24 protein-coding genes are annotated in these 26752 nt (G+C 33.2%); 23 read left to right on the top strand and 1 reads right to left on the bottom strand.

The genetic code is table 11. The features are described 5' to 3' along the window. The first annotated feature begins 126 nt into the window (after positions 1-126). The 3 genes from ES676_RS08320 to ES676_RS08330 are packed head-to-tail and all read left to right on the top strand — an operon-like array spanning position 127 to position 3952. Positions 127-1317, top strand: a complete 1191-nt coding sequence (locus ES676_RS08320; RefSeq protein ID WP_148369862.1) for a phosphoglycerate kinase — start codon at positions 127-129, stop codon at positions 1315-1317. A gap of 48 nt (positions 1318-1365) precedes the next feature. Then, a complete protein-coding gene (locus ES676_RS08325) occupies positions 1366-2952 on the top strand; it encodes a LysM peptidoglycan-binding domain-containing protein (protein WP_148369863.1) in 1587 nt (528 codons plus the stop codon). A 22-nt stretch (positions 2953-2974) separates the two neighbouring features. Then, complete coding sequence (locus tag ES676_RS08330; protein WP_246130333.1) at positions 2975-3952, top strand: DUF4837 family protein; 978 nt, start codon at positions 2975-2977, stop codon at positions 3950-3952. A 70-nt stretch (positions 3953-4022) separates the two neighbouring features. On the opposite strand, the gene tatA is transcribed toward ES676_RS08330, so the two are convergent. Further along, on the bottom strand, positions 4023-4211 hold the full coding sequence (tatA, locus tag ES676_RS08335) for a twin-arginine translocase TatA/TatE family subunit (RefSeq protein ID WP_148369864.1): 189 nt from the start codon (positions 4209-4211) through the stop codon (positions 4023-4025). A gap of 115 nt (positions 4212-4326) precedes the next feature. Here tatA and ES676_RS08340 point away from each other — a divergent pair, with 115 nt between their 5' ends. From ES676_RS08340 to ES676_RS08435, 20 genes are all read left to right on the top strand, one after another. After that, positions 4327-5196 carry a M23 family metallopeptidase gene (locus ES676_RS08340; RefSeq protein WP_148369865.1) on the top strand — a complete coding sequence of 290 codons (870 nt, stop codon included), beginning with the start codon at positions 4327-4329 and terminating at the stop codon, positions 5194-5196. A 3-nt stretch (positions 5197-5199) separates the two neighbouring features. Continuing rightward, complete coding sequence (locus tag ES676_RS08345; protein ID WP_148369866.1) at positions 5200-6699, top strand: GH3 auxin-responsive promoter family protein; 1500 nt, start codon at positions 5200-5202, stop codon at positions 6697-6699. Positions 6700-6727: 28 nt separating this feature from the next. Beyond that, positions 6728-8425 (top strand): DUF6909 family protein, encoded by a 1698-nt coding sequence (locus ES676_RS08350; protein WP_148369867.1) that lies wholly within the window; start codon positions 6728-6730, stop codon positions 8423-8425. 11 nt (positions 8426-8436) lie between these two features. Then, entirely contained in the window at positions 8437-9549 is a 1113-nt protein-coding gene (locus ES676_RS08355; protein WP_148369868.1) for a hypothetical protein, read from the top strand. Between the two features lie 9 nt (positions 9550-9558). Next, positions 9559-10626, top strand: a complete 1068-nt coding sequence (locus ES676_RS08360; RefSeq protein ID WP_148369869.1) for a DUF2273 domain-containing protein — start codon at positions 9559-9561, stop codon at positions 10624-10626. Between the two features lie 260 nt (positions 10627-10886). After that, a complete protein-coding gene (rfbB, locus tag ES676_RS08365; RefSeq protein ID WP_148369870.1) occupies positions 10887-11960 on the top strand; it encodes a dTDP-glucose 4,6-dehydratase in 1074 nt (357 codons plus the stop codon). A gap of 19 nt (positions 11961-11979) precedes the next feature. Then, positions 11980-12843: a glucose-1-phosphate thymidylyltransferase RfbA gene (rfbA, locus tag ES676_RS08370; RefSeq protein WP_148369871.1), complete on the top strand. Its 864-nt coding sequence runs from the start codon at positions 11980-11982 to the stop codon at positions 12841-12843. A gap of 12 nt (positions 12844-12855) precedes the next feature. After that, entirely contained in the window at positions 12856-13401 is a 546-nt protein-coding gene (gene rfbC / locus ES676_RS08375; protein WP_148369872.1) for a dTDP-4-dehydrorhamnose 3,5-epimerase, read from the top strand. After that, a complete protein-coding gene (rfbD, locus tag ES676_RS08380) occupies positions 13398-14240 on the top strand; it encodes a dTDP-4-dehydrorhamnose reductase (RefSeq protein WP_148369873.1) in 843 nt (280 codons plus the stop codon). The genes rfbC and rfbD overlap by 4 nt, the downstream gene beginning before the upstream one ends. A gap of 511 nt (positions 14241-14751) precedes the next feature. Beyond that, a complete protein-coding gene (gene wecB, locus ES676_RS08385) occupies positions 14752-15876 on the top strand; it encodes a non-hydrolyzing UDP-N-acetylglucosamine 2-epimerase (protein ID WP_148369874.1) in 1125 nt (374 codons plus the stop codon). A 2-nt stretch (positions 15877-15878) separates the two neighbouring features. After that, on the top strand, positions 15879-17093 hold the full coding sequence (wecC, locus tag ES676_RS08390; RefSeq protein ID WP_148369875.1) for a UDP-N-acetyl-D-mannosamine dehydrogenase: 1215 nt from the start codon (positions 15879-15881) through the stop codon (positions 17091-17093). A gap of 13 nt (positions 17094-17106) precedes the next feature. Next, positions 17107-17598, top strand: a complete 492-nt coding sequence (locus tag ES676_RS08395) for a hypothetical protein (protein ID WP_148369876.1) — start codon at positions 17107-17109, stop codon at positions 17596-17598. An 11-nt stretch (positions 17599-17609) separates the two neighbouring features. Further along, positions 17610-18956 carry a phenylacetate--CoA ligase family protein gene (locus ES676_RS08400; RefSeq protein ID WP_148369877.1) on the top strand — a complete coding sequence of 449 codons (1347 nt, stop codon included), beginning with the start codon at positions 17610-17612 and terminating at the stop codon, positions 18954-18956. A 25-nt stretch (positions 18957-18981) separates the two neighbouring features. After that, positions 18982-19401 (top strand): serine O-acetyltransferase, encoded by a 420-nt coding sequence (locus ES676_RS08405; RefSeq protein WP_215731643.1) that lies wholly within the window; start codon positions 18982-18984, stop codon positions 19399-19401. Between the two features lie 4 nt (positions 19402-19405). Then, entirely contained in the window at positions 19406-20578 is a 1173-nt protein-coding gene (locus ES676_RS08410; protein ID WP_148369878.1) for a glycosyltransferase family 4 protein, read from the top strand. Positions 20579-20582: 4 nt separating this feature from the next. Next, positions 20583-22103, top strand: a complete 1521-nt coding sequence (locus ES676_RS08415; RefSeq protein WP_148369879.1) for an MATE family efflux transporter — start codon at positions 20583-20585, stop codon at positions 22101-22103. Further along, complete coding sequence (locus ES676_RS08420; protein WP_148369880.1) at positions 22088-23104, top strand: glycosyltransferase family 2 protein; 1017 nt, start codon at positions 22088-22090, stop codon at positions 23102-23104. Before ES676_RS08415 ends, ES676_RS08420 begins: the two co-directional genes overlap by 16 nt. 7 nt (positions 23105-23111) lie before the next feature. Further along, positions 23112-24311, top strand: coding sequence for a hypothetical protein (locus tag ES676_RS08425; protein ID WP_148369881.1), 1200 nt, complete (start codon positions 23112-23114; stop codon positions 24309-24311). Positions 24312-24357: 46 nt separating this feature from the next. Beyond that, positions 24358-25527 (top strand): O-antigen ligase family protein, encoded by a 1170-nt coding sequence (locus ES676_RS08430; RefSeq protein WP_170234440.1) that lies wholly within the window; start codon positions 24358-24360, stop codon positions 25525-25527. Positions 25528-25588: 61 nt separating this feature from the next. Next, a complete protein-coding gene (locus tag ES676_RS08435; RefSeq protein WP_246130335.1) occupies positions 25589-26752 on the top strand; it encodes a glycoside hydrolase family protein in 1164 nt (387 codons plus the stop codon).

A 26752-nucleotide genomic window follows, 5' to 3' on the forward strand; every position in this document is an offset into this window, starting at 1 on the left:
ATCATAGTATTTGTATATATTTGAAGCAATTTACACCTATTTTTACTCACTGAAAAATGGTGTAATCGGACCATTTAATCAGGTTTTGAATTTTAAATATACATTCATAATAACTACAGTAATATAATGAAGACATTACAAGATTTTAATTTTAAAGATAAAAAAGCGTTAATTCGTGTCGATTTTAACGTGCCGTTAGATGCGAATTTTAAGGTCACCGATGCGACTAGAATTGCTTCGGCAAAACCAACATTAATTAAAATTTTAGAAGATGGTGGGAGTTGTATTTTAATGTCTCATTTAGGCCGACCAAAAGGAGTTCAAGAAGCGTTTTCGTTAAAACATATTATAAATACTGTTGAAGATATTATTGGTGTAGAAACAAAATTTGTCTCCAATTGTGTGGGGGTTGAAGCTGAAGAAGCAGCAGCAAACTTAAAACCGGGAGAGCTCTTAATTCTCGAAAATCTACGTTTCCACGAGGAAGAAACGGCGGGGGATAAAGACTTTGCAGAAAAACTGTCTAAATTAGGTGATATTTATGTAAATGATGCGTTTGGAACAGCACACAGAGCGCACGCTTCAACAACTGTTATTGCTCAGTTTTTTCCCGGGAAAAAATGTTTTGGTAGTCTTTTAGAAAAAGAAATTAAAAGTATTGATAAGGTATTAAAAGATGGCGAAAAGCCAGTTTTAGCTATTTTGGGAGGTGCAAAAGTATCGTCAAAAATCACAATTATCGAAAATATTTTAGATAAAATCGATCATCTTATTATTGGTGGCGGAATGGCATTTACGTTCGTGAAAGCACAAGGTGGAAACATTGGTGATTCTATCTGTGAAGATGATAAAATGGAATTAGCGTTATCGATTTTAAAACAAGCCGAAGATAAAAAAGTAAAAATTCATATTCCTAGCGATGTTGTTGCTGCCGATGCTTTTAACAACACAGCAAATACTAAAGTGGTTGCTATTTCAGCGATTCCGGAAGGGTATCAAGGTTTAGATGTAGGGCCAGAATCTATAAAACAATTTCACGACGTGGTACTGCAGTGCAAAACTATTTTATGGAATGGCCCTTTAGGAGTTTTCGAAATGGAAAACTTTTCTAAAGGCACCATTGCTTTAGGAGCGTCTATTGCAGAGGCTACAAAAAATGGCGCGTTTTCACTAGTTGGTGGCGGCGACTCTGTAGCTGCCGTGAAACAATTTGGTTTCGAGAAAAAAGTAAGCTATGTAAGTACTGGTGGTGGTGCTATGTTAGAGAGTTTAGAAGGCAAAACCTTACCAGGAATTGCTGCTATTTTAAAGGATTAGATAAGAAAATCGCTAAAGCTGCGTTAGGCTTAAAATTAAACAGTTGTAATGAAATTATATAGTATTCTATTGGGTGCTTTGTTTTGTGGTGCTCTGGCACACGGACAAGAGACCCCACCCGTGTCGAAAAAAAATGACACACTAAAGGTTAACACATTAAAAGTACCTGAATTATCTGCTGAAGTGCAATATGTTTTAGATACGATTATAGATGGTAAAACGTATTTTAGAAAATCGTTGAAATCAGATAAATTATGGGAACCTTCAGAGGTTTTATTAGATGATAAAATAGCCTCAGACTACGATAAAAAGTGGATGGAGGAGTTGTACAGCAATTCGTTATTCGATACTATTTATCGCGATGTTACCAACTTAAAATACGAAGTTGTAGACTATCCTGAATTATCTACCGATACACTAAAAGCGCGCTTAGAACGCTTAAATGCACGTACCCCTTTTAATGTGGAATACAATCCAGGATTAGAAAGTGTAATCAAATCATTTTTAAAAAGAAGGCACCAATCTTTGGAGCGCTTAATGGGATTAAGTCATTTTTATTTCCCGATGTTTGAGCGCGAATTAGACAATTACAATATTCCTTTAGAGATGAAGTATCTCGCTATCGTAGAATCGGCCTTGAAACCTAGAGCAAAATCTAGAGTAGGGGCAACCGGATTGTGGCAATTTATGTATGCTACCGGAAAACAATACGGATTAGAGGTGAGTAGTTATGTAGACGAACGTAGCGACCCTATAAAAGCAACCGAATCGGCGGCTAAGTATTTAGCGCGATTATACGAGATTTTTGAAGATTGGGATTTGGCGTTAGCGGCATACAATTCAGGGCCCGGTAACGTTAATAAAGCGATTAGGCGTTCTGGTGGCTCAAAAAACTATTGGAATATTAGACCCAACTTGCCACGTGAAACGGCTGGTTATGTGCCTGCCTTTTTAGCGACAATGTATATTTTTGAATACGCAGACGAACACGGTTTTATTAAACATAAACCACAATTTAATTACATAGAAACCGATACTGTTAGAATTAAACAGACCATAACTTTAGGTCAGGTTTCAGAATATACTGGCGTTACTATTGAAACGCTGCAGTTTTTAAACCCGTCTTATAAATTGGACGTGATTCCATTTATTAAAGACAAAAACTACACGTTAAGACTGCCGCGAGAAGATGTGGGTACGTTTGTAAATAACGAGAAAGAGATCTATGGTTTTGTACAAAAAGAGTTAGACTCTCGCGAAAAACCGCTACCACAATTGGTAAACGCCGATACAAAAACCCGTTATAAGGTGAGAAGTGGTGATTATTTAGGTAAAATAGCTCGAAAGTTCGGAGTGCGCGTCAGTCAGATTAAGAAGTGGAATGGTTTGCGAAGTAACAACCTAAAAGTTGGTCAGCGCCTTACTATTTACGCGAGAAATCCGTCGAGTGTTACTACCTCACAAAAATCGGCTGTAAATAGCACATCTAAAACCTATAAAGTAAAAAGTGGTGACTCGTTATGGAGCATCGCTCAAAAATATTCGGGAGTTTCTGTTCAGAATATTAAAGATTGGAACGATATTAGTGGTAGTAATTTAAAACCCGGAATGACCTTAAAGGTTTCCAAAGGTTAACGCCTGTTAAAAACGAAATTTTATGATGCGAAAAGGACTTTTAATTGTTGCCATTATTGTATTTGCACTATCCTGTAAAGACGATAGCGCTAAAGGACAGCGAATTATTCCAGAATCTTCTGGAGCGCTAAATACAGTAGCCGTAGTAATAGAAAATGAAAAATGGGAAGGCCAATTAGGTCAAGCGGTTAGAAATATTCTTGCGGCACCAATAGACGGGTTGCCACAAGAAGAACCGTTGTTTTCGCTAACACAGATTCCGCCACAAGTATTTTCTGGCTTTTCTAGAACAAATAGAATTATTATAAAAATTCAAAAAGGAAAAGCAGGGACTACAATTGAAGATAATGTGTACGCAAGACCACAAAAGTTTATTGTTGTAAGCGGGCAAACTATTCAAGAGATCGAACAGCAATTGCAAAACAACGCAAAAATGATTGTTAGTGCTTTTAAAGTTGAAGAAATAGCCGAAAAGCAACGTCGTATTCGCAAATCGATGTATCCTGCAACACATTTAAAAGAGAAGTTGGGAGTCGATATTCAATACTCCACAGCGTATCGAATTTCTAAAGAAGAAGATAACTTTTTCTGGATGCGTAAAGACATTCCAACAGGATACACCAACTTATTAGTATACGAGATACCCTTAAGTAAGTTAAAAGGGTCTGATAGTGTCGTTAGCCAAATTATTAAAATTAGAGATTCCATAGGAGAAAAATACATTCCAGGACCAACCGAAGGGAGTTATATGATTACCGAAAAAGCCTACGCACCGCATTTATTTAAAACAACGTTAAACAATAAGCCAGCATGGGAAGTAAAAGGCGTTTGGGATGTTAAGAATGCGTTTATGTCTGGGCCATTCATTACGTATATTATAGAAGACAAAGCGAATAACAGATATGTTGTCGCCGAAGGATTTGCTTACGCGCCTTCCATAGCAAAAAGAGAACATATTTTTGAGCTAGAAGCGATGATAAAATCCATCAAATTAGAATAATAATAATAACATTAAGACATAAAAAAACCAACGTTTTCGCGTTGGTTTTTTTATGCTTTTAAAATACTATTTATTTAGAATCTTTAGCTTTTTCTTCTTCCTCTTCTTTACTAGCGTCTTTAAATTCTTTAATTCCGCTACCAAGTCCTCTCATTAATTCTGGTATTTTCTTACCGCCAAACAATAATAACACGAGTACTACAACAACTGCTATTTGCCATGGACCAATCATTCCTAAAAATATATTTGATGCAATCATAACTTTTAATTTAGACAGCAAAGTTAATAATTTAAGTTTAAAAACAACCTTTTATAGGTAACTTTAGCATATTGTAAAACATTTAGAGTAATTATTTTATTTACTTTTGTTTAATATGGCTGTAAAGAAGAAAAAATCCAAGAAAATATCTAAAAAGCTACTGCATAAGTACAGATTAGTTATTTTAAATGAAAATACGTTTGAAGAGCGCATATCATTCAAGCTTAATCGATTAAATGTATTCGTGCTTGGCACCTTGTCTTCTATTTTATTAATAGTATTTACTATTCTTTTAATTGCCTTTACGTCATTGCGAGAATATATTCCTGGATATTCATCAACAGCATTAAAAAAGAAAGCCATAGAGCTTAATTTTAAAACAGATTCGTTACAAAAAGTAATTTCGTTAAACGAGCAGTATTATTCGTCGATAAAAAAAGTGTTACAAGGCGATGTAAAAACGGTTGTTTTTAATAGAGATTCTATAATCGAAGCCGCTAGTATTGAAGCTGCCGATATTAGTTTAAAATCGAGTAAAGAGGACTCTTTATTACGAGAACGGGTTGAAAAGGAAGATAAATACAACCTTTTTGAATCGGCGATTTCAAAAGCTAATTTTATACTTTTCCCCCCTGCAAACGGTATACTAAGCGATCCCTATAATGCCGAAATAAAACATTATGCCGTAGATATTATTGTGGCCAAAGACACACCAATAAAAGCAACCGCCGATGGAACTATTATTTTCTCTGAGTGGACGGCCGAAACCGGATACGTTATTATTATAGAACACAGCCACGGACTTATTTCCGTTTACAAGCATAACTCTTCGTTAATTAAAAGTCAAGGCGACTTAGTAAAAGCAGGAGAGGTTATCGCCATCTCCGGAAATACTGGAGATTATACGACAGGACCACATTTGCATTTCGAATTATGGAGTGACGGCTACCCTGTAAATCCAACTAATTTTATAGATTTCAAATAACTTATGTCGATTAAATCTTTACTCGCAAAACCGTTTGCGTATTTTACGTATCTAACCATAAAAAAGTGGGCCGGACAGCCCCTTAAAACGCAAGAAAAAGTCTTTAAAGACTTGATCCAGCAAGCGGCAAACACACAATTTGGAAAAGATCATAAGTTTTCTGAAATTACAACCTACGAGCACTTTGTAGCTCGGGTTCCTATTCGCGATTACGAAGATTTAAAACCGTATGTAGAGCGCGTTGTTGCAGGCGAATCTAATATCTTATGGCCAGAAAAACCGTTGTATTTTGCAAAAACATCGGGAACGACGTCTGGGGCGAAGTATATTCCTATTACAAAAGAAAGTATGCCGAACCATATTAAGGCCGCAAGAAATGCGATTTTAATGTATATTCACGAAACAGGGAACTCTAGTTTTGTAGAGGGTAAAATGATTTTTTTACAAGGGAGTCCCGTTTTAAAGACGGAAAACGGCGTACAGTTAGGGCGATTGTCTGGAATTGTAGCGCATTACGTCCCTAAATACCTTCAGAAAAACCGAATGCCGTCTTGGGAAACTAATTGTATCGACGATTGGGAAGCGAAAGTATCGGCTATTGTAGATGAAACTTTTTCTGAAGATTTAACGGTGATTTCAGGAATTCCGTCTTGGGTACAAATGTATTTCGAAAAACTTCAGAAGAAAACCGGAAAACCAGTAGGCGACGTCTTTAAAAACTTCAATTTATTTATATATGGCGGGGTCAATTACGAACCATATCGTGCTAAATTCGAAGATTTAATCGGAAGAAAAGTGGATAGCATAGAATTGTATCCGGCAAGCGAAGGCTTTTTTGCGTTTCAAGATTGCCAAACAGAAAAAGGAATGCTGTTGCAGCTAGATTCTGGAATGTTTTACGAATTTGTTGAAGCCGATTCGTTTTTTCATGAACAACCGAAACGCATCACAATTAAAGACGTTAAAGTGAACGTTAATTACGTAATGCTAATCTCTTCCAATGCTGGGTTATGGTGTTATAATATTGGTGATACTGTACAGTTTACAAGTATAAAACCGTATCGTATTATTGTGTCTGGGCGCATTAAACACTTCATTTCGGGGTTTGGTGAACATGTTATTGGTAAAGAAGTGGAGTGTGCGTTGCAAGAGGCGATGGCATCAGAAAATGTAAGTGTCTCAGAATTTACGGTAGCCCCTCAAATTAATCCGGAGTCCGGACTTCCGTATCACGAATGGTTTATCGAATTTGAAAAAGCACCAGAAAACGTAAGCGTGTTATCCTTAAAAATAGACCGCGCTTTACAAGAACAAAATAGTTATTATCGAGATTTAATTGAAGGAAAAGTCCTTCAGCCTTTAAAAATAACCACAGTGCAAAACAACGGGTTTCAACAGTATATGAAATCTATCGGAAAATTAGGGGGGCAAAACAAATTACCGCGTTTATCGAACGACCGAAAGATTGCCGATGCTTTACAAAAACTTAGTGTTGAGAAATAATACTATATTTGCACGTTAAACAGCGTATATGAAGAAAGAAAAATTTCATGTAAGAACTAGAGCACAAGAAAGCTCTAATGCCATTGAGCGTATGTATATTACTATGCGCCATTTGTTTAATAGAGGGTTTTATAAACCAATGGGGATTTCGGGCGAAACTTTGCGCGAAGCCCTTTTGGTATTGAGACCCGAAATTTATGGCTCTATTGCCGATGAAAAAGCGGAACTGGAAGGATTGTTATATGTAATAGACAGGTTGCCTTACGGAATTGAAGAGTGTCGTTTTATAAATTTAACCAGTAACGAAGGCTATACAGACTCTCACTTTGAAGTGATTATTCCTTCAAAACGTAGACGAAACTGTTACCGTATCGATAACGAACAAATGAATATTGAAATTACCAGGGGACGCTCTGAGATTTACGATATTTTAACACACTTAACCTTTTTGTTTATAGAGTCTCATAAAATAAGTAAGCGAGTCCTTATTGACGAAAAAGGAAATACAACACGCGATTGGCAAAAACTAGAAGTTGCCGTTTTAACCGAAGATAAATTAACGCTAAAAGAGCGCGAAGTAGCTATTACACATACCGCAAATATTTTAGGTCGTACGTTCGAGCAAATTAAATTGGCGTATACAAAGTTTGCAACCCCCCAGCAACCTGAACGTTTTCTACATATTATTTATTGGTTGGGGAAACTAGCCATCGATGAGGTGGTCTTTAATAATAAACGTACGGTAACGTTTAGTCCGGTATTACGAGAGCGCTTAGGGCACCATATTCACGGAGAAATGTGGGCAAACACGATAAAAGAAACCTTAGAAAAGCATAATTTATTAGCGCGACCAATACATATTATTAGTGCAAACTTACATAGTGTTATGAACACGTTGTACGCGCCGTTAGCTTTAAAACCGACGAAGAGCGAAAAAAATATTTTTGTAACCTACGAGAACTTAAGTAATCCTGAAAATGAGTCGTTACGAAAAAAAGTAACGGTAAAAGCGTTGGAGCAAGGAATGATTTTTATTAAGGACACCTCTGGAACCAACATTGATGTCCAGATATTTGATACTACGAAATTAGACTTAGAAGCCTTAGATCTCGGAGTTAAAAACCCCGACGCAGATAAAGAAGCACCCGTGCTTTTTGTTATGGATTATGCTTTTGGAGAGCAGGCCTACGAAACGATAGATGAACTCTTAAAGCCTTACAAGTCTCAAAAGGAGGATATTCTTTTAAATGTGGAATCCGTCTCTATAATGGGGAAAGCAGGTATTTTAGAAGGAGGGAAAGGCGATATTATGATTCCGTCGGCGCACATTTTTGAAGGTACGGCCGATAATTATCCGTTTAAAAACGAATTGTGTAAATCAGATTTTGAAGGTGAAGGTCTGGACGTGTACGAAGGAACAATGATTTCTGTTTTAGGAACATCGCTTCAAAATAAAGACATTTTAAAATTCTTCCACAATTCAACATGGAATGTCATCGGACTGGAAATGGAAGGGGCGCATTACCAAAAGGCAATACAAGCCGCCTCGAAAGTAAGACGTAGCATAAACCCAGAAGTAAAAGTAAGATATGCGTATTATGCTAGTGATAATCCTTTAGTAACGGGAAGCACCTTAGCTTCTGGAGGTTTAGGAACATCGGGTGTAAAACCAACCTATTTAATAACAAGAAAAATATTACAGCAAATATTCAATAAAAGTTCTTAAACTATTAATTAATGTCTAATAATCCCAATACCCCAGTGAACTCAGGTAACAATAGTACCAACGGTAGTAACGCGAACAATAACAATAACAATAACAATCAATCTGAAGAAGTCGATTTAATCGTGTTTTTCAATTTAATTGGCAATGGAATTCAAAAAGTCATTAATTTTTTTGGATCCCTATTTATAGGCCTCTACGCTTTTTTTATAGCCTGTATTAAAGTGATTTTTGTAAACATTAAAATCATTGCAATTGTGGTAATAGTAGCTTTAGCAATAGGTTTTACGTTAGATAAAGTAAAAGACCAAGTCTATTATTCTGAGATGTTTGTAGTGCCTAATTTTGAGTCTAAATATGTTTTAATAGAGAATATTAATTATTTTAATTCCCTAATTAAATTAAAAGATACTGAGGAGCTTTCACAACAATTCAATATTACTGCTAAAGAATCGGAAGCGCTTGTCCAGTTTGAAATCGAAGCAGCACCGGAGTCTAAAAATGAACAATTGAAGGAGTTTGGTTTATTTATGAAAGATTTAGATAGTGTAACGCGATCTAAAGTTGACTATGAGATTTATTTAGACAATAGAGATTTATACTCTGCTGAAATGTTTTTACTCCGTGCACGGACTAAGAATAATAAATTATTTACCAAATTAGAAAAGGGACTCTCCCAATCTATAAATAACGACTATTCAGACCTTAAAAAGCAAGAAAGAGACTCTGTTTTACGTTTAGAAAAAGAAAATTTAGAGGTGTCGTTAGCAGCGATTAGAAAAATTAAAGACACCTATTTAAGTGTTTTAGAAAAAGAATCAGAAAAAACGTCGGTCTCGTCAAACTTAGGAAACGCCTTAGGATTGCAAGTGGAGAAGACGCAAACGAAAGAAGATGAGCTGTTAGCACAAGAGATTGCGACGTTAAATAAATTAAATGAAATTAAGAGAGAGTTGGTGCTTAAAAACACAATTTTTGATAAAGTGTCGTCTTTCAGAGAAAAGGGAATTGTTGAGAATATATGGTATAAGAAGTATAAAATAATAGTACCTTTATTTGCGTTAATAGTTCTTGGTTTTTTTAGTGCGCTATTCACCTTTTATAAGCATGTCATCCGTTATAACTAATTAATTTTTATGAGTGAAATAGATAAACAAGACCCTAAATCGAATACAGAGGAAGTCGATTTGGTCGTTTTTTTTAATTTAATAGGTAATGCTTTTACACGTTTTTTTAACTTTATAGGGCGCATTTTAAAATCTATTTTGTCGTTTATTATTTCCATATTAAAAGTCATTATTAGCTTTTGGAAACCGGTGTTTATTATACTTATTGTTTTTGCTGGTTTAGGCTATATGTTAGAGCGCACCAATAAACCCATATACAGTTCAGAAATGTTGGTGGAGCCCTACTTTGGTTCAAAATACCAGTTGGTCTCCAATATCAATTATTTTAACGCACTAATCGCGAACAAAGATTATAACGCGCTAAATACCATTTTTGATAATGACAGCACCGATGTAGAAGTCAATAAATTAACGGCGTTTAGAATTGAACCAGGACCAGAATCAGAAAATGATAAATATTTGGCCTATCAAGCGTTTATGGTGCAGCTAGATAGCACCCGATCCACCGACCCGATAAGTTATGATGTGTTTGTAGATAACAGAAGTATTTATACCAGTAATTTACTTACAATAGTAGCAGAGTCCTCCAAAAAAGATATTTTTAAAGACTTAGAATCTGGAATTAGTTCGGCATTCTCCAATGCGTTTTCAAATGCAAAAAAGATTAAAGAAGAAAAGCTTTATGCCCTCCAACGTGATAACATTCAGGAAAACTTAAATGAAGTCGATTCCTTACAGCGCGTTTATATTAATCTTTTAAGAGAAGAAGCTGAGAGACCCAATCAAGAAGTTAAATTAGGAGCGTTGTCTTTAAGTCCGGAGCGATCAAGCACTAGGGAATACGAGCTTTTGGAGAAAGAGATCGCGTTGCGCGCAGATTTACAAGAAATTGAAGAAAAAATTATTTCTAAAGATGTGTTTGTAGATGTCATTTCTACCTTTCAATCTATTGGTAACCGAGTGAATAAAATAAGTGAAAAGTATACCATAATATTCCCTTTGGCGGCATTTGTGTTTTTATGCTTAGGGTTCGTAATTAATCGTGTCGTTATTTTTGTAAATAACTATAAGGAGTAAACGGGTTGTTATACGTGCGTTTTAAATGGCACTCATTCAATGCTTGTTTTGGAAGCACAGACATACCCAAGTATAGGTAACTACTTGGAGTCCTTTGCGGCGTTTATATCACGATCAGGGTTTAGCCTACTTCAATAATTGTCGTTTGTTTGCTTATTTGTTTGTTTGTTTCAAAAGAACGATTCTCCGTTTAAAATGCTATTTTTACGTTTTATTGTAACTCAATCGATTATTTTTTTGATCACAGACAAGCAACGCTTATGTTAGACCCACAATTAAATCAACAGAAAAAAGCTTTACTAATCACAGGCGGAGCCGGTTTTATAGGCTCTCATGTGGTACGGCTTTTTGTAAATAAATATCCGCAGTACCATATTTTCAATTTAGACGTGTTAACGTATGCGGGCAATTTAGAAAACCTTAAGGATATTGAATCTTGCGAAAACTACACGTTTTTAAAAGCGGATATCACCAACGAAGAACAGATTAACACGCTGTTTAAAACGCATCAATTCGAGGGAGTAATACATTTAGCCGCTGAAAGTCACGTTGATCGCTCTATCGCGGATCCTATGGCGTTTGCAAAAACCAATGTTTTAGGAACGATGATTTTGCTTACTGCGTTTAAAAACCTATGGCAAGATACGTGGGAAGACAAATTGTTTTATCACGTAAGTACCGATGAGGTGTATGGCTCTTTGGGCCAAACAGGATTGTTTACCGAAACAACAGCCTACGATCCTAATTCTCCATATTCCGCTTCAAAAGCAAGCTCCGACCATTTTGTGCGTGCGTACGGCGAAACCTACGGATTGCCTTATATAATAAGTAATTGCTCGAATAATTACGGCCCAAATCATTTTCCTGAAAAATTAATTCCATTATTCATCAATAATATCATTCATAATAAACCATTGCCCGTATATGGCGATGGCAATTATACTAGGGATTGGTTGTATGTATTAGACCATGCGCGTGCAATAGACATAGCATTCCATAAGGGGACAATAGGAGAAACGTATAATATTGGTGGTTTTAACGAGTGGAAAAATAGCGACTTAGTAAAATTGTTATGCAAACAAATGGATAGTGCGTTAGGAAGAACAAAAGGAACTTCTGAAGCGTTAATAACCTACGTAAAGAACCGTCCGGGTCACGATGTGCGCTACGCTATCGATGCCAATAAAATTAAAAACGAATTAGGTTGGGCCCCTTCTGTAACCTTCGAGGAAGGTTTAGAAGCAACGATAGCCTGGTATATGGCAAATGAAGAATGGTTGGAACAAGTCACCTCAGGGGCGTATAAAACCTATTATAGCAAACAATATAACTAAGTAACACAGACACTCAAGAATGAAAGGTATAGTATTAGCAGGCGGTTCAGGAACACGTTTACACCCTTTAACATTGGCGGTAAGTAAGCAATTAATGCCTATTTACGATAAACCAATGATTTATTATCCCTTATCGACTTTAATGTGGTCTGGGATAAAAGAAATCTTAATTATTTCGACACCGCAAGATGTCCCGTTGTTTAAAAAATTATTAGGCGATGGGTCACAATTCGGCTGTCGTTTTGAATATGCTGTACAAGAACATCCTAATGGTTTAGCCGAAGCGTTTATTATAGGTGAGGACTTTATCGGTGACGATAAAGTGGCACTTATTTTAGGCGATAATATTTTTCACGGTACAGGACTAGAAAAACTATTACAAGCAAATAGCGATCCCGACGGCGGTATCATTTATGCCTACCATGTTTTAGATCCGGAACGCTACGGAGTGGCCGAATTTAATACGGAAGGGCAAGTGATTTCTATTGAAGAAAAACCAACAAAACCAAAATCTAATTACGCTGTTCCAGGGATCTATTTTTACGATAATAGCGTAATAGAAATTGCCAAAAGTATCGAGCCGAGTCACCGTGGTGAATTGGAAATTACCGATATTAATAAAGCGTATTTAGAGCAAGGCAAACTTACCGTTAGTGTTTTAGATAAAGGAACCGCTTGGTTAGATACCGGTACTTTTAATTCGTTAATGCAAGCCTCACAATTTGTACAAGTGATAGAAGAGCGTCAAGGTTTAAAAATTGGGGCACTAGAGGAAGTGGCTTACAAAATGGGGTATATCAATAAAGAACAATTAAAAACGCTTATACAACCCCTTATAAAAAGTGGTTACGGTAAACACTTATTAAGTATTTTAGAGCAATAAAATTAAAAGGTAATGAAAGCAGTCCCAACGCAATTAGAACAGTGTTTTATTATAGAGCCAACCGTTTTTAACGATGCGCGAGGTTATTTTTTTGAAAGTTTTAATCAAGAGACCTTTAATGCGCTCATTGGGCAATCGGTGACGTTTGTTCAAGACAACGAGTCGTATTCTACAAAAGGGGTGTTGAGAGGGTTACATTTTCAAAAGGGAAATTGGGCACAAGCCAAGTTGGTAAGAGTGGTTAAAGGTCGGGTGTTGGATGTGGCCGTAGATATTAGAAAAGAGTCCCCAACTTATGGGCAACATTTTTCGGTAGAATTAACAGAAGACAATAAGAAACAATTATTTGTCCCCCGCGGCTTTGCTCACGGTTTCGTCGTGCTTAGCGATACCGCCATATTTTCGTACAAATGCGATAATTATTACAATAAAGCATCTGAAGGCGGAATAATGTACAACGATGTGGCTTTAAATATCGATTGGCAATTACCTTCGAAAGCACTTATAATTTCTGAAAAAGATGCTATTTTGTCAACATTTGAAAATGCTATTTTATGAAAAATATTTTAGTGACAGGAGGAAACGGTCAGTTGGGCTCAACATTTAAAGACGCGAAGCACAAGGCTAACGAAGCCTTTGTTTTTGTTGATAAAGAAGCATTAGACATTACTAATAAAGAGGACCTTCAAGCATTTTTTGCCAAGCATAATTTTCAATATTGTATTAACTGTGCGGCGTATACTAATGTGGAGCACGCCGAAACAGATCGGGAGACTGCTTTTTTAATTAATGCGGAAGGGGCAAAGTATTTGGCTGAGGTATGTCGCGATTTTAAGACAACGTTAATTCATATCTCCACTGACTACGTGTTCGACGGTACTAAAACGTCACCGTATGTAGAAACGGATAGCACAGCACCGATTAATGTGTACGGCGCCTCAAAATTACTGGGTGAGCAGCACGTAAAAGAAACGCTATCTAATCATTTTATTATTCGCACGTCTTGGTTGTACTCTAAGTTTGGTAAAAATTTCTTAAAAACGATGGCTAGAAAAATGGAAGAGCATGCCGAATTAAAAATTACAACGGCCGAAGTAGGTACACCTACAAGTTGTGTAGACCTGGCAGACTTTGTACTGCATAATATCCGTACAGAGAATACAGCCTATGGGACGTACCATTTTAGTAATGAAGGAGAAGTCACGTGGTTCGATTTTGGCGTTGAAATCGCCACACATTTTAAAGACTATAATCCAGCAAAAATAACCCCAGTCGACGCTTTTAAAACGCAAGCACAGCGACCTAAATATAGCGTGATGCGTAAATCTAAAATCCCGGAGCGCTATTGCCATAATTGGAAAACGAGTCTTGAACGCGTTATTAATACCTTAAAATAAGGGTGATAATCGCTATTATTGGTATAGGTAATATTGAAGCCAAATAGAAGAATGCAATCTTAAATGTTGTGTTGAGACAGAATAACAGTCAATTTAAGCAGGAAGAATTTTTATTATTATTTCTGAATGGATGTTCAAATGCTTCAGAGGTAAAAAAAGAATACAATCTCGATGTAATACAAAATATAAAATCTTGACAATCAATCTATTGTGTTGATATTGAACATCATGAGTTTCTTCCTTTAGACTGGGAGTTACTCTCAAAAAATAACACGATTATTTTTGACTTAAAAAGTGTGTTGCCTAAAGCCATAGCTATCTCAAGGCTAAGTAATAAATATGTAAAATGCTGTCTTGCAAGTCTTTAAAAGCGGCGATAAATTCTTTATTCTTCCGATAGAAACTAAGATACAATCAAGATTATCGGGTTCAGTTTTAATATTAAGCATTTAATATAGTACTTTTGCAAATTATATGTCAAGCTAGATAATAAATTTACTACGTTCTAATAATGAAAAAAAACCTCATCATTTTTGGTACGCGACCAGAGGCTATTAAAATGGCGCCTTTAGTTAAAGCGTTTTTAAAACAGTCCGGTACGTTCGAAACCAGAGTCTGTATCACCGCTCAGCATCGAGAAATGTTAGATCAGGTATTGTCTTTTTTTGAGATTACACCGGATTACGATTTAGATTTGATGACACCAAACCAAAACTTGTATTCCTTAACGGCAGATATTATTACGAATCTTAAACCGATACTTGAGGAGTTTAAACCCGATTATGTGTATGTGCACGGTGATACGACAACTACAATGGCAGCGAGTATTGCAGCCTTTTACTCTGGAGCCAAAGTATGCCACGTAGAAGCAGGGTTAAGAACTTTTAATAAGCGTTCTCCGTTTCCAGAGGAAGTGAATAGAAGTATTGCAGGTGCTATTGCCGATTATCATTTTTCACCAACAGCGACATCGAAACAAAATTTACTAAACGAAAACATTAAAGAAGAGGCTATTTTGGTAACCGGTAATACGGTAATCGATGCGCTTCAGTTTAGTGCAGAAAAAGTGACTTCAGAAACGTATTCAGATATCGAAATAGACGCCCTTAAAAGTGTCGTCGATAGTTCTAAAAAGTTAGTATTAGTGACGGGACACCGTAGAGAAAATCACGGTCAGGGATTTATAAATATTTGTAGTGCACTAAAAGAGATCGCCTTACAGAACAAAGCGGTGCAAATTATTTATCCCGTACACTTAAACCCTAAGGTGCAAAAACCAGTATACGAATTATTAGAGGGGATCCATAATATACAGTTAATCGATCCGTTATCCTATCCAGCATTTGTTTGGTTAATGGGCCAATCGTATTTAATTATTACCGATAGTGGCGGCGTGCAAGAAGAAGCGCCAAGCTTAGGGAAACCCGTTTTAGTAATGCGTGAGACTACCGAAAGACCGGAAGCAGTAGCAGCCGGTACAGTATGCTTAGTCGGTACAGATAAAAGTAAAATAGTAACAGAAGCGAACCGTTTATTAAACAATACGGAAGCGTATTCAGAAATGAGTACGTTACACAATCCGTATGGCGATGGAACGTCGTGTCAGAAAATAGTTGAATTTATTTCAAAGTTATAATTATGAGTAAACGTCCAAGCGTTGTAATGATTGGTTTAGGGTATATTGGTTTGCCAACGGCAGCTTTAATAGCTCAAAATAAAACCTATGTACACGGTGTCGATATAAATCCTAGTGTTGTAGAAACAATTAACCAAGGAAAAATACATATTGTAGAACCGGAGCTAGACATTGCAGTAGCAAAAGCAGTAAAAGAGGGCTATTTAAAAGCGGCGACTACTCCCGTTGAAGCGAATACCTATCTTATCGTGGTTCCTACGCCATTTAAGGCTAAAAATGAACCGGATATTTCTTTTGTAGAAGCGGCAACAAGAGCAGTAGTGCCTTTATTAAAGAAGGACGATTTATATATTATAGAATCGACATCTCCAGTGGGAACGACCGAAAAGATGATGCAGCTAATCTATACCGAACGCCCAGAATTAGATGGCAAAATTAACATCGCCTATTGTCCAGAACGCGTATTACCAGGAAATGTAATGTATGAGTTGGTCCATAACGATCGCGTTATTGGTGGTGTAAACGAAAAAGCGACCGAAAAAGCAGTGGCGTTTTATAAGCAGTTTATAAAAGGGGCGTTGCATAAAACAAATGCACGTACCGCAGAAATGTGCAAATTGGTAGAAAACGCGTCGCGAGACGTACAAATAGCCTTTGCCAACGAGCTATCGCTAATTTGTGACAAGGCAGATATAAATGTCTGGGAGTTAATAGATTTAGCAAATAAACACCCCCGTGTAAATATTTTGCAACCTGGTTGTGGCGTGGGCGGACATTGTATCGCCGTAGATCCTTATTTTATTGTAGCCGAATACCCAATGGAGTCTAAAATTATTGGTACAGCCAGAGAGATAAATAATTACAAATCGTTTTGGTGTGCCGAAAAAGTGCAAACAGCTAAATTAGAATTCGAGTTAAAACACGGCCGTAAACCAAGTATCGCCTTAATGGGCTTAGCGTTTAAACCCAATATTGACGATTTAAGAGAGTCTCCAGCGAAATATATCGCGCAGAAAGTATTACAAAATGCAAATAACGAAGAATATTATATTGTAGAACCCAACATAACAGACCACAAAGTATTTAAATTAACACCGTATAAAGACGCTGCAAAACAAGCAGATATTATAGCATTTTTAGTCGCTCACGATGAGTTTAAAACGCTAGAAATAGCGGAAGACAAGGTGGTATTGGATTTTTGTGGGGTTTTTAAATAGGTAATTGAAAAATATGAAGAGCGTATTATTGGTATTAATGTTAGGAGTAGTGTTCGTTTCTTGTAAAAAGGACGCGTTAACTAAACACTTAGAAACGGGGTTGGAAGATTACGATCGTGCTCGACCAGTTAACGAAATACTTATTGCAGGTATAGAGTTGGAAAAATTTGCTATAATTAAAACAGGGGCTGAAACTTACAGCGTGGTTTTAAAACTCAATGATGATGTAATTAAAGAGGAGGTGGAGAAATACACTGTAGCTTTAGAAGCTATTCTCGATGATGAGAACAAGTTACTGAGAGACTATGAGGCCGAGCACAATAAAAAGGGGTTCAATTTTAAGTCTGAATTAAAAATTGTAAACAATCATCACTACTTAATAAATAATATTGAAACTAAAATGAAGCGTTTTAAGAGTTTGGATATTTGGTTGTTTTTATTAGAAAACGAGGAGTATAAGAGTATTGGAAGCAATAGAATTCAAATAAGAAATATAGGTTTTTAATTAGTGTCAATATGTATAACGTTAAAAGATATATTTATGAAAACATTAAAAATATTTTACCAAATTCAGTTAATAATATAATTGTTGGTAACAATAATTATGCGCCATTTATTTATGGTAAGGATTATGTGAAACATCTTAATTATTTAAACACAAGAACAGATAAAAGAGATACGGAGGTTTTATTATTAAATACAGTTAATAACGCAATTAAAAATGTCCCATATTATAGAAGACTATACAAAGGAAAGGACATAAACTCTATAGAGATGTTCAAAGACACTTTTGAACCTATCGATAAAAACATTGTTCTTAATAATTTCGATGATTTTATTTCAGACAAAATAAAATTAGAAGATTATGATTATGTAACGACGTCCGGAACATCAGGAGTGCCCCTTAAAATGTATTTACCAAAAAACAGGTTTTCAATAGAAATCTCAACTCTTCATCATTACTGGTCCAAAATAGGTTATGATTTTTCTAAACGGGGGGTCATAAGAATGGGGCAATTTGCAAAAAACAAGCGATTAGAAATAAACCCGATATCTAAAGAGTATATTTTTGATGGATTTAGATTAAATGATAATTATTTATTAGAGATCTATCAATGTTTAAAAAAATATAAAATCGAATTTTTGCATGGTTATCCAAGCAACTTATATTTTTTTGGTAAATTTTTAATTAAACATAATTTAGATTATTCATTTATTAAAGGAATGTTTTCCTCTTCGGAACAAGTGTCTCCGCATATGTATTCATTTTTCAATAAAATATTAGGGATTCCATTTGTAGATTTTTACGGTCATACTGAAAAATTAATTTTTGCAGCAACTAATGGTGTGTCCAGTGATTATTATGTTGATTCTCGATACGGATACACAGAAATACTTAATTCACAAAATAATGCTACTGTAGAGGGTGAGCTTGTTGGAACAACTCTAAATAATCAAGGTATGCCCTTAATAAGATATAAGTCAGGGGATGAAGCTATTCTGAGTCAGAAAACCTCTGTAGACGATATTAAATTTGGAAACTTAGTTTTAAAGGGGATAAAAGGGAGGTTAAGTTCTAGTAAAATTTTTTATAAGAATGGTGATTATGTCACAGCCACCGCGCTGGTTTTACATGGTGATATTTACGAAAAAATAGATGGATTACAGTATTTTCAAAAAGAAAAAGGAAAATTAGATGTCAGAATTGTTAAGAATGAATCGTTCAGAAATGAGACAGAGCAAGAACTAAAGAGTGTTTTTGATGAGAAATTTAATAGCAATATAGATTATAAGTTAGTTTACGTTAAGGAGCTTGAGAAGAAAGAAAATGGTAAATTACTACTTTTAATTTCAAAAATTTAATTGTAAATGAGTAAAACTAAAAACAATGATTAATGCTTATTATTTTTATAGATTATCACATTATCTATATTTGAAAAAAGTACCTGTTATCCCAAAGATAATTCAATTATTTATTTTTCTGATTTATAATTCTTCAATTCCATTTCAGGCTAGGATAGGCAAGGGAACGGTCTTTGCTTACGGAGGTATAGGTGTTATTATTCATAAAAAAGCTATAATAGGGAGAAATGTTGTTATAGGCTCCTCTGTTGTTATAGGCGGCAAAAAAGGTCAATTTATTTTGCCTAAAATCGGAGATAACGTTTATTTGGCAACCGGATCTAAAATTCTTGGTGAAGTTAAAATTGGCAATAACGCCATAATAGGGGCAAACGCTGTTGTTTTGATTGATGTTCCAGATAATTCAACAGCTGTAGGCGTACCCGCCAAAATATTAAGAAAATAATATTATGAATATATTAGTAATAGGGCCTATTCCTAAACAGTATGGTGGGAAAGCGTTAGGAGGAATAGCAACACATATTTATGGATTTATAAATGAAGCTTTAAGTAATAATTTAAAAATATCTATTTGGTATCATAAAGGAGTTGTTAGAAAATGTCCTTTACCTCAAGGTTTAGAAATTATAGATAATAAACTACTTCTTTTTATTAAAATGTTTAGTTATTTGCCTTTGTTCTTTAGCTCAAAAATAAATTTTTTGGATTTTAAATCTCGTCTTATTATATGTTATCAATACGTTTGTTTGAGAGACCATTTAAAAAAAAGAAAGGTAGATATAATACACGTCCATTCTTTACAAAACACTTCTACCTTAGCCTTAAAATTATTAAAAGGAAAGTATTCTAAAATTCCTGTAGTAATATCAGATCATGGGTTTTGGCAGTCAGATGTAAAGAATAAAAGATTAAAACTACTAAAGAGTAACTGTAATTATGCTAAGAGAGTTATCTATATATCCGATTTCGCATACAAATATCATCAAAAATATAAATTTTGTGAAGAAGAAAAGTTAAAAAAAATCCCTAATCCGATTATTTTCGAAAGACAAAATTATGTTAAAGTATTAAACATTAAAAAAGTTTTATTTTTTAATGGATTGAGTGAATCAGTCAAAAGAAAAGGATTTGTTGAGTTAATAGAAGCTATCAATAACAGTTCTTATTTACGTGAAAATGTGAAGTTAATTGCAATAGTGAATGAGGAAGGAGAAAAGTATATTAATAAGATTGACACGAAGTTTAAATATGAACTTTTTCCTAAACTTGATTGGAACGAGATAAGACAGATTTATTTGCAAAGTGACGTTATGGTGTTGCCTAGTAAAAGTGAAAGTTTTGGTTTAGTATATATAGAAGCTTTAATGTTTGGTATTCCAATTGTTGGTTTTAATGGAGTTTTTGATGAATTTAGTATTGTTTTCCAAGAAAATTATATTGGAGAAGCGTATAGCCCAAAAGTGGACACTATTGAAGATTTAGCCGCTCAAATAGAAAAAGCATTAAATACCCCGTTTGATAAAAAAAGAGTTATTAATGTAGTAGAAAATCAATACAGTTGGCACTATAAGATAAATGATTTTATTCAATTGTACCAATCAGTATTAAATACAAGTTCTTGATTAAATGGAGTTCGAAGGAAGTAATAAACAAGTAGTTAAAAATATTCTTTTTAATGGTCTGAATTTTCTAGTGTCAATCATTAATGGATTATTAATAACTCCACTTATATTCACTAAATTAGGGAAAGAACCTTTTGTTATTATTCAGTTAACAATTAGTATTTCCATGTATGCAACTTTGTTTGCTAATAGTTTGAACGAATCTTTGAGTTTAATTTTAGTATTAAAAAAAGAATTATCTAAAAATATAATTTATTCTTCGGCAACTTTTATTTATTTGATCTTAGTGTTAAGTTTTATTCCTTTCATTTTTGTTATAGTTTATTATTCTGAGTTTATATTTTCAATATCTGAAACTTATATCTATGACAGTAAAATATTATTAGCTCTTAATTTGTTTTCATTTACTATTATAATTTTAACTAATTATTTAACTACACCAATATACATTAACAATAGGGTAGATACTTGTCAACAAATAATTACAAGTAGAAATGTAATAAGGACAATCCTAATTTTAGGAGCGATATATTTTGTTTCAAACTCCCTTATTTATATAGGTTATGCTTATTTGGCTTCTGCTATATCATTACTTATAGTGGCTTATTTTATTTTTAGAAAAGCTTTACCAGATGTCTTCATAAGCTATAAATATGTAAAAAAAGAGGTGACAAAAAATTTAGTAAATTTAGGCAGTTGGTCACTAATTTTTCAACTAGGGGTTCTAGTATTCTCTTATGGAGATATTATAATAGCAAGTATTCTTCTGGATAACAATTCAACAGCAGATTTTACCGCTTTGATACAGTGGAGGATTCTGGTATATAGTTTGGTAGGTCTATTATTACAAGTTTTTCATCCTATTTTCTTAAAGTTAATTAATAATTCTGAAGATGAAAAAATTAAAAAATTATTTTTAAAAGGATTAAGATATTTAGGCATTTTAGCAACAATTTGTTGTGCTGTTATATTTGTCTATTCTGAAACTATTCTTTTTTATTGGTTGGGAACAGAATACTTATACCTCGATAGTATGTTAAAATTAATCATCTTCTCATGGGGTATAAATTGTGCATTTACTATTTATAAATCATTATATCTTATTTATAATAAAATAAGGGAGATAGCAATAATATCTATAATTTTTGCTTTATCTCATATCTTAATATCTTGTACTTTGATTATTGTTTTTAAATTTGATATTTATTCAATTATAGTTAGTTCTGTTTCATTGTTATTAATTAGAAATATATTTGTTTATCCATACTTTTCAACTAGTTTTACAACAATTAAGGTAAGAGAAATTTTAAGAGAAATTTTAAAATTTATATTTGTATTTTTTACAGTTATTGTTCTTTACGACTTACTGAATTATTATACTGAAAATGTTTTATCGTTGTTTAATGCTTTTTTTCAGGCCATAATTTTGGGGGGCTTGACAATAATAAGCTGCTATTTTACAGTTTTGAATAAGGTGGAAAGATTATTAATAAAAAGTAAATTACAAAAATGGATTTTAAAATAAGCATTATAATTCCAGTATATAATTTAGAGAATTATATTGAAAGAACTTTAGATTCAGTCTGCTCACAAATGACGAGAGATGTTGAATTATTAATTATAAACGATGGATCTGTAGATAATTCCTTAGAAAAAATTAATAACTATCTGGAATCTAAAAATATTGACGGAGTATCTGTTTTTACTGGTGAAAATCAGGGTTTGGTCGCGGCTAGAAATAAAGGGATATCTAAATCTAAAGGGGAGTATTTGTTTTTTTTAGATGGTGATGATGTTGTTTTTGAAGGAACTATTTCAAGTGTTTTAGAAATTCTAAACTCGAAAAGTCCAGATGCTTTAATTGGTAAATATCAAAAAATTAATACAGAAGGACGAATATTGTATAATTATGATGATAAATATATAACACCTAAACCAGAAGATATTACGAGTAATTTCATATTAGAACAATGTCTATTGAAAAATATTGTTATGGTAATTGGAACTGTCTTTTATTCCAGGAAAGTAATAGATTCTATAGAATTGATTTTTGGAGATAAAAATTTTAAAGGAGCTTATGGAGAGGAAATAGAATTCTATTTTAGATTTTTGACAAATTCAACTAGCATCACCTTTCTTGATGTTAATATACTAGGATACACAGCAAGAGATAACTCTCTTATTAGTACTATAGATAAACCAATAGAGGTACTTCAAAACTATATTACTCGTATGATGTCTCTTAAGAATGAGTTAAGTGGAAAGGTACCTAATAATACTTTACGCTTATTTGATTCAACATTTTTACCTGGTTTAATATTGTCTCTATCTATTTACTCTTATTATAATGAGGTTAAGGTGCCTAGAGACATAATAAATAGACTTAAGTACGTTTCAATTAAGGATACAATATTAAAAAAGAAAAGAAGAGGTTTAGGTTTATATTTTGGTTCGTTAGCGCTGTACCTGAGCCCTGTTTTTTTTGTAACCTTATTGAAAATTTTGAAAATTAAAAATCGATTCTAAATACGATATGAAAATTAGTTTAAATAGAGATTTTTTTATAAAACATGTGTTTATATACGCTCTAGTTTTGAATTATGTTTTTGATGCTTTAAATAAATTTTTCGGTCTTTATTACCCTGACTTATCAAGAATTGGATTACTTTTCAGGGTCTCTTTTCAGATTTTAATATTTATTTTAATACTAATTTTTCTCTCCCGACGACGACTTAATGGCTTAATAATATTTGCATATTATTTGATTTGTTTTCTAATCGCCAATTTGTCTTTAAAGTTTGATTCTAGCTTGAGTTTTTCTGTTTTAGAACAGTTTATATATTTCAATAAATACTTTTTTTTGTTAATGGCTTTTTTCTTGTTCGAAGAGTTCTTAAACAATAAAGAAAATCTTAATAGAGTAAAAAATATTTTTTTAAAAATATTTTATTTTAATGGTTGGTTAGCCTTAATAGGATTCGTCTTTGATCTTAGGTTATTCCGCATCTTTACACAGCATGAAACTTCTCTAAGATTTGGGTATAATGGACTGATAAACGCAATAAATGAATCTTCTATATTTTATTTATTGGCAGTTGTTGTTGTATATCACGATTGGCGTTATTCAGCAAAAAAAAATCACTATTTTTTTTTAGCTGTTTTTTTTACTTTAATAGTTGGGACTAAGGCGGTCTACTTAGGATTGTTTTTTTTAATTATCTATCATTTAATAACAACAATTAATCTGAAAAAATTATTAATTGTATTTGGCGCTATTTTGACCTCTTCTATAATCCTTTACATGAATATTGAAAGATTGAGAATTGTTTTTGGATTTATTGTATACAAAGCTAATAATGTTGGCTTGTTATATACTTTTATGGGGGGGAGAAATGAATTGTTTTTAGAACGATTTAAAGGAAAAATAAATTTTGTGAATTTAATAAGATATTTAACCATCGGGGATAATGTGGCTTTAAAAGAAAAAGCATATTCAATAATTGAAATGGACATAATTGATGTATTATTATTTTTCGGCTTATTTAATGGTCTTCTATATTTGATGTTATTTAAAAGATATATTATCGGAGTAATTAACAATAAATATTATTTATTTGTTGTTTTTTTGTTTTTTATGATTTCTTTTTTCTCAGGACATTTTTTCACGTCAATAGTGAATGGTCTTTATATTTTAATTGTATTCAATTATTTAAGAAAATATGAATATAAATAATAATAAATATTTCATTAATATTCCATATCTAATTCTCGTTATAACAATGTTTTTAGATATAAAGTTTAACTCGATTGCTATTGTATTGCTTTTTCTGTTTTCTATTACCTATTTAGCAAAGCAGCGATTTAATCAAAGAAAATACATCCTTATATTTTCTTTATTATTTTTTTTTAATCTCCTTCACGTTTATAATGAACGTTTTGATTTCATAGTATTAGAATCTAACCTTAGTTATCTGATTTTTCCTCTAATCTTTTTTTTAAAACCAATTGTAAATAGACGAAGTTTTGAGTTGATTTTAAAGAGCTTTTTGTATTGTAGTATTGCTATGTTTTTAGTATTATTATTTAACGCTATCTACATACAATTTTTCAGTATTGGTAATTTTTATGAAATAAACTGGTTTTTATTCTCATATCATGATTTTGTAAAAATTATTAATATTGAGCCGGTTTACGCCTCTATTTTTGCAGGTTTTTCTGTGTTTATTTCTTTTTATTTTTTCAGAAATACTAATAAAAATTATTTTCTTATTTTTATAGTAATACTATTGTTGTTTCAGGTTATGTTAACGTCTAGAACACCTTTGGTTGCTACTTTTTTAATCTTAATTATTAGTATTTTTCAGACATATTCTTTTAAAAAATCAATGCTGCTGATGCTTTTATCTCTTATTATAATGATGATTTTAGTTTCGCTTCACTCTGTTAGTAGAAATCGTTTGTTAAGCACGTTCTATGGGATGCAATCAGACACAAAATTATCAAAGAATTGGGGAGAAGACAGCGGCAAATTATCAGATAGAACGTTGAAATGGGATTCTTCTTTGGAGGTTATAAAAAGGAATCCAATAATTGGAGTTGGTGCTATTCAGATGAAAGATTCATTGGTTCGTGAATATAAGAAAAATAATTACTTGATTGGTGCTCAAAAACGATTTGATCCACATAATCAATATCTCACGGAAACTTTGAGTAATGGTGTTTTTTCAGGTATAGCTTTAATTTTATTATTATTAGTACCCTACATATTAGCTTTAAGGGCTAAATATATTCTATACTCTAGTTTTGTTTTGTTGATAGTATTTAGCTTGTTTACAGAGTCGGTACTTTATAGACAAAAGGGGTTGGTTTTTTATTGTTTTTTTAACGCTCTTTTCTTTTCTTTCTATTTTCTAAAAAGCGACAAACGACTAAGGTTGAATAATAGATAAATGCATAAATTGAATTACATTCTTCATCAGTATGTTTTTTTCTAAATTAAAAATGAATAGTATGGAGGATAATATTTTAGATAAATCGTTTAACAACTTAAAAGACTTTTGTGAAAAGGAATCTTTTAAAGGCTGGGATCCCTATGATGGTTTAAATAGTTGGGTAATACAAAAAACGCCACTCGGTAAGTCTCGATTTCTTAGATTAGCCTGGATACAATTATTTAAGCGTAACCCTATAAATTTAAGAACTGTTTTTGGTATTAAAAAAGACTATAATCCTAAAGGATTAGGTTTGTTTTTAATAGGGTATTGCAACCTTTATAAGGTGGAACCTAAAATCGAGTATTTAGAAAAGATAAATCATTTAGCATTTACAATAATAAATTTAAAGACAGAGGGATATTCTGGTGCTTGTTGGGGCTATAATTTCGATTGGCAAGCTAGGGCATTTTTTCAACCAAAATATACACCTACAGTAGTAGCGACCTCCTTTATTGCAGAGGCTCTATTAGACGCCTATGAGATTACAAACACTCGTTTGTTTTTGGATACGGCAATTAGTACTAAAGATTTTGTTTTAAAAGACTTAAATAAAACGTTCGACAATGATGGAGATTATACACTTTCGTATTCTCCGTTAGATAGTACCCAAGTTTTTAATGCAGGTTTATTAGGCGCAAAACTTTTAAGTTTAATCTATACGCAAACTAACGATGAATTATTAATTCAAGAGGCTAAAAAAATTGTGGCTTATGTTTGTAAAAAACAAGCAGATGATGGTTCATGGGCTTATGGCACACTTCCTTTCCATCAATGGATTGATAATTTCCATACGGGTTATAATTTAGAGTGTATTTATGAGTATCAAAAGTCTTCAAATGACAGGAGGTTTGAAGGAAACATCGAAAAAGGTTTAAATTTTTACTTAAAAACTTTTTTTACAGGTGAAGGAATTTCTAAATATTATAATGATTCGGTATTTCCAATTGATATTCATGCACCTGCTCAGTTAGTGGTTACTTTGAGTAAGTTGAGCGTTTTTGAAGAAAATAAAGAACTTATTGACAAAGTGTTGTTGTGGACAGCTAAAAACATGCAATCATCAGAAGGGTATTTTTACTACCAGAAAAAGAAGTATTCAACATCTAAAATTCCTTATATCCGTTGGGCACAGTCATGGATGTTTTATGCATATAGTTATTATTTTTTAGAGAAGGAATAA

The sequence above is a fragment of the Bizionia saleffrena genome, from assembly GCF_008086175.1.
Lineage (GTDB): Bacteria > Bacteroidota > Bacteroidia > Flavobacteriales > Flavobacteriaceae > Bizionia > Bizionia saleffrena.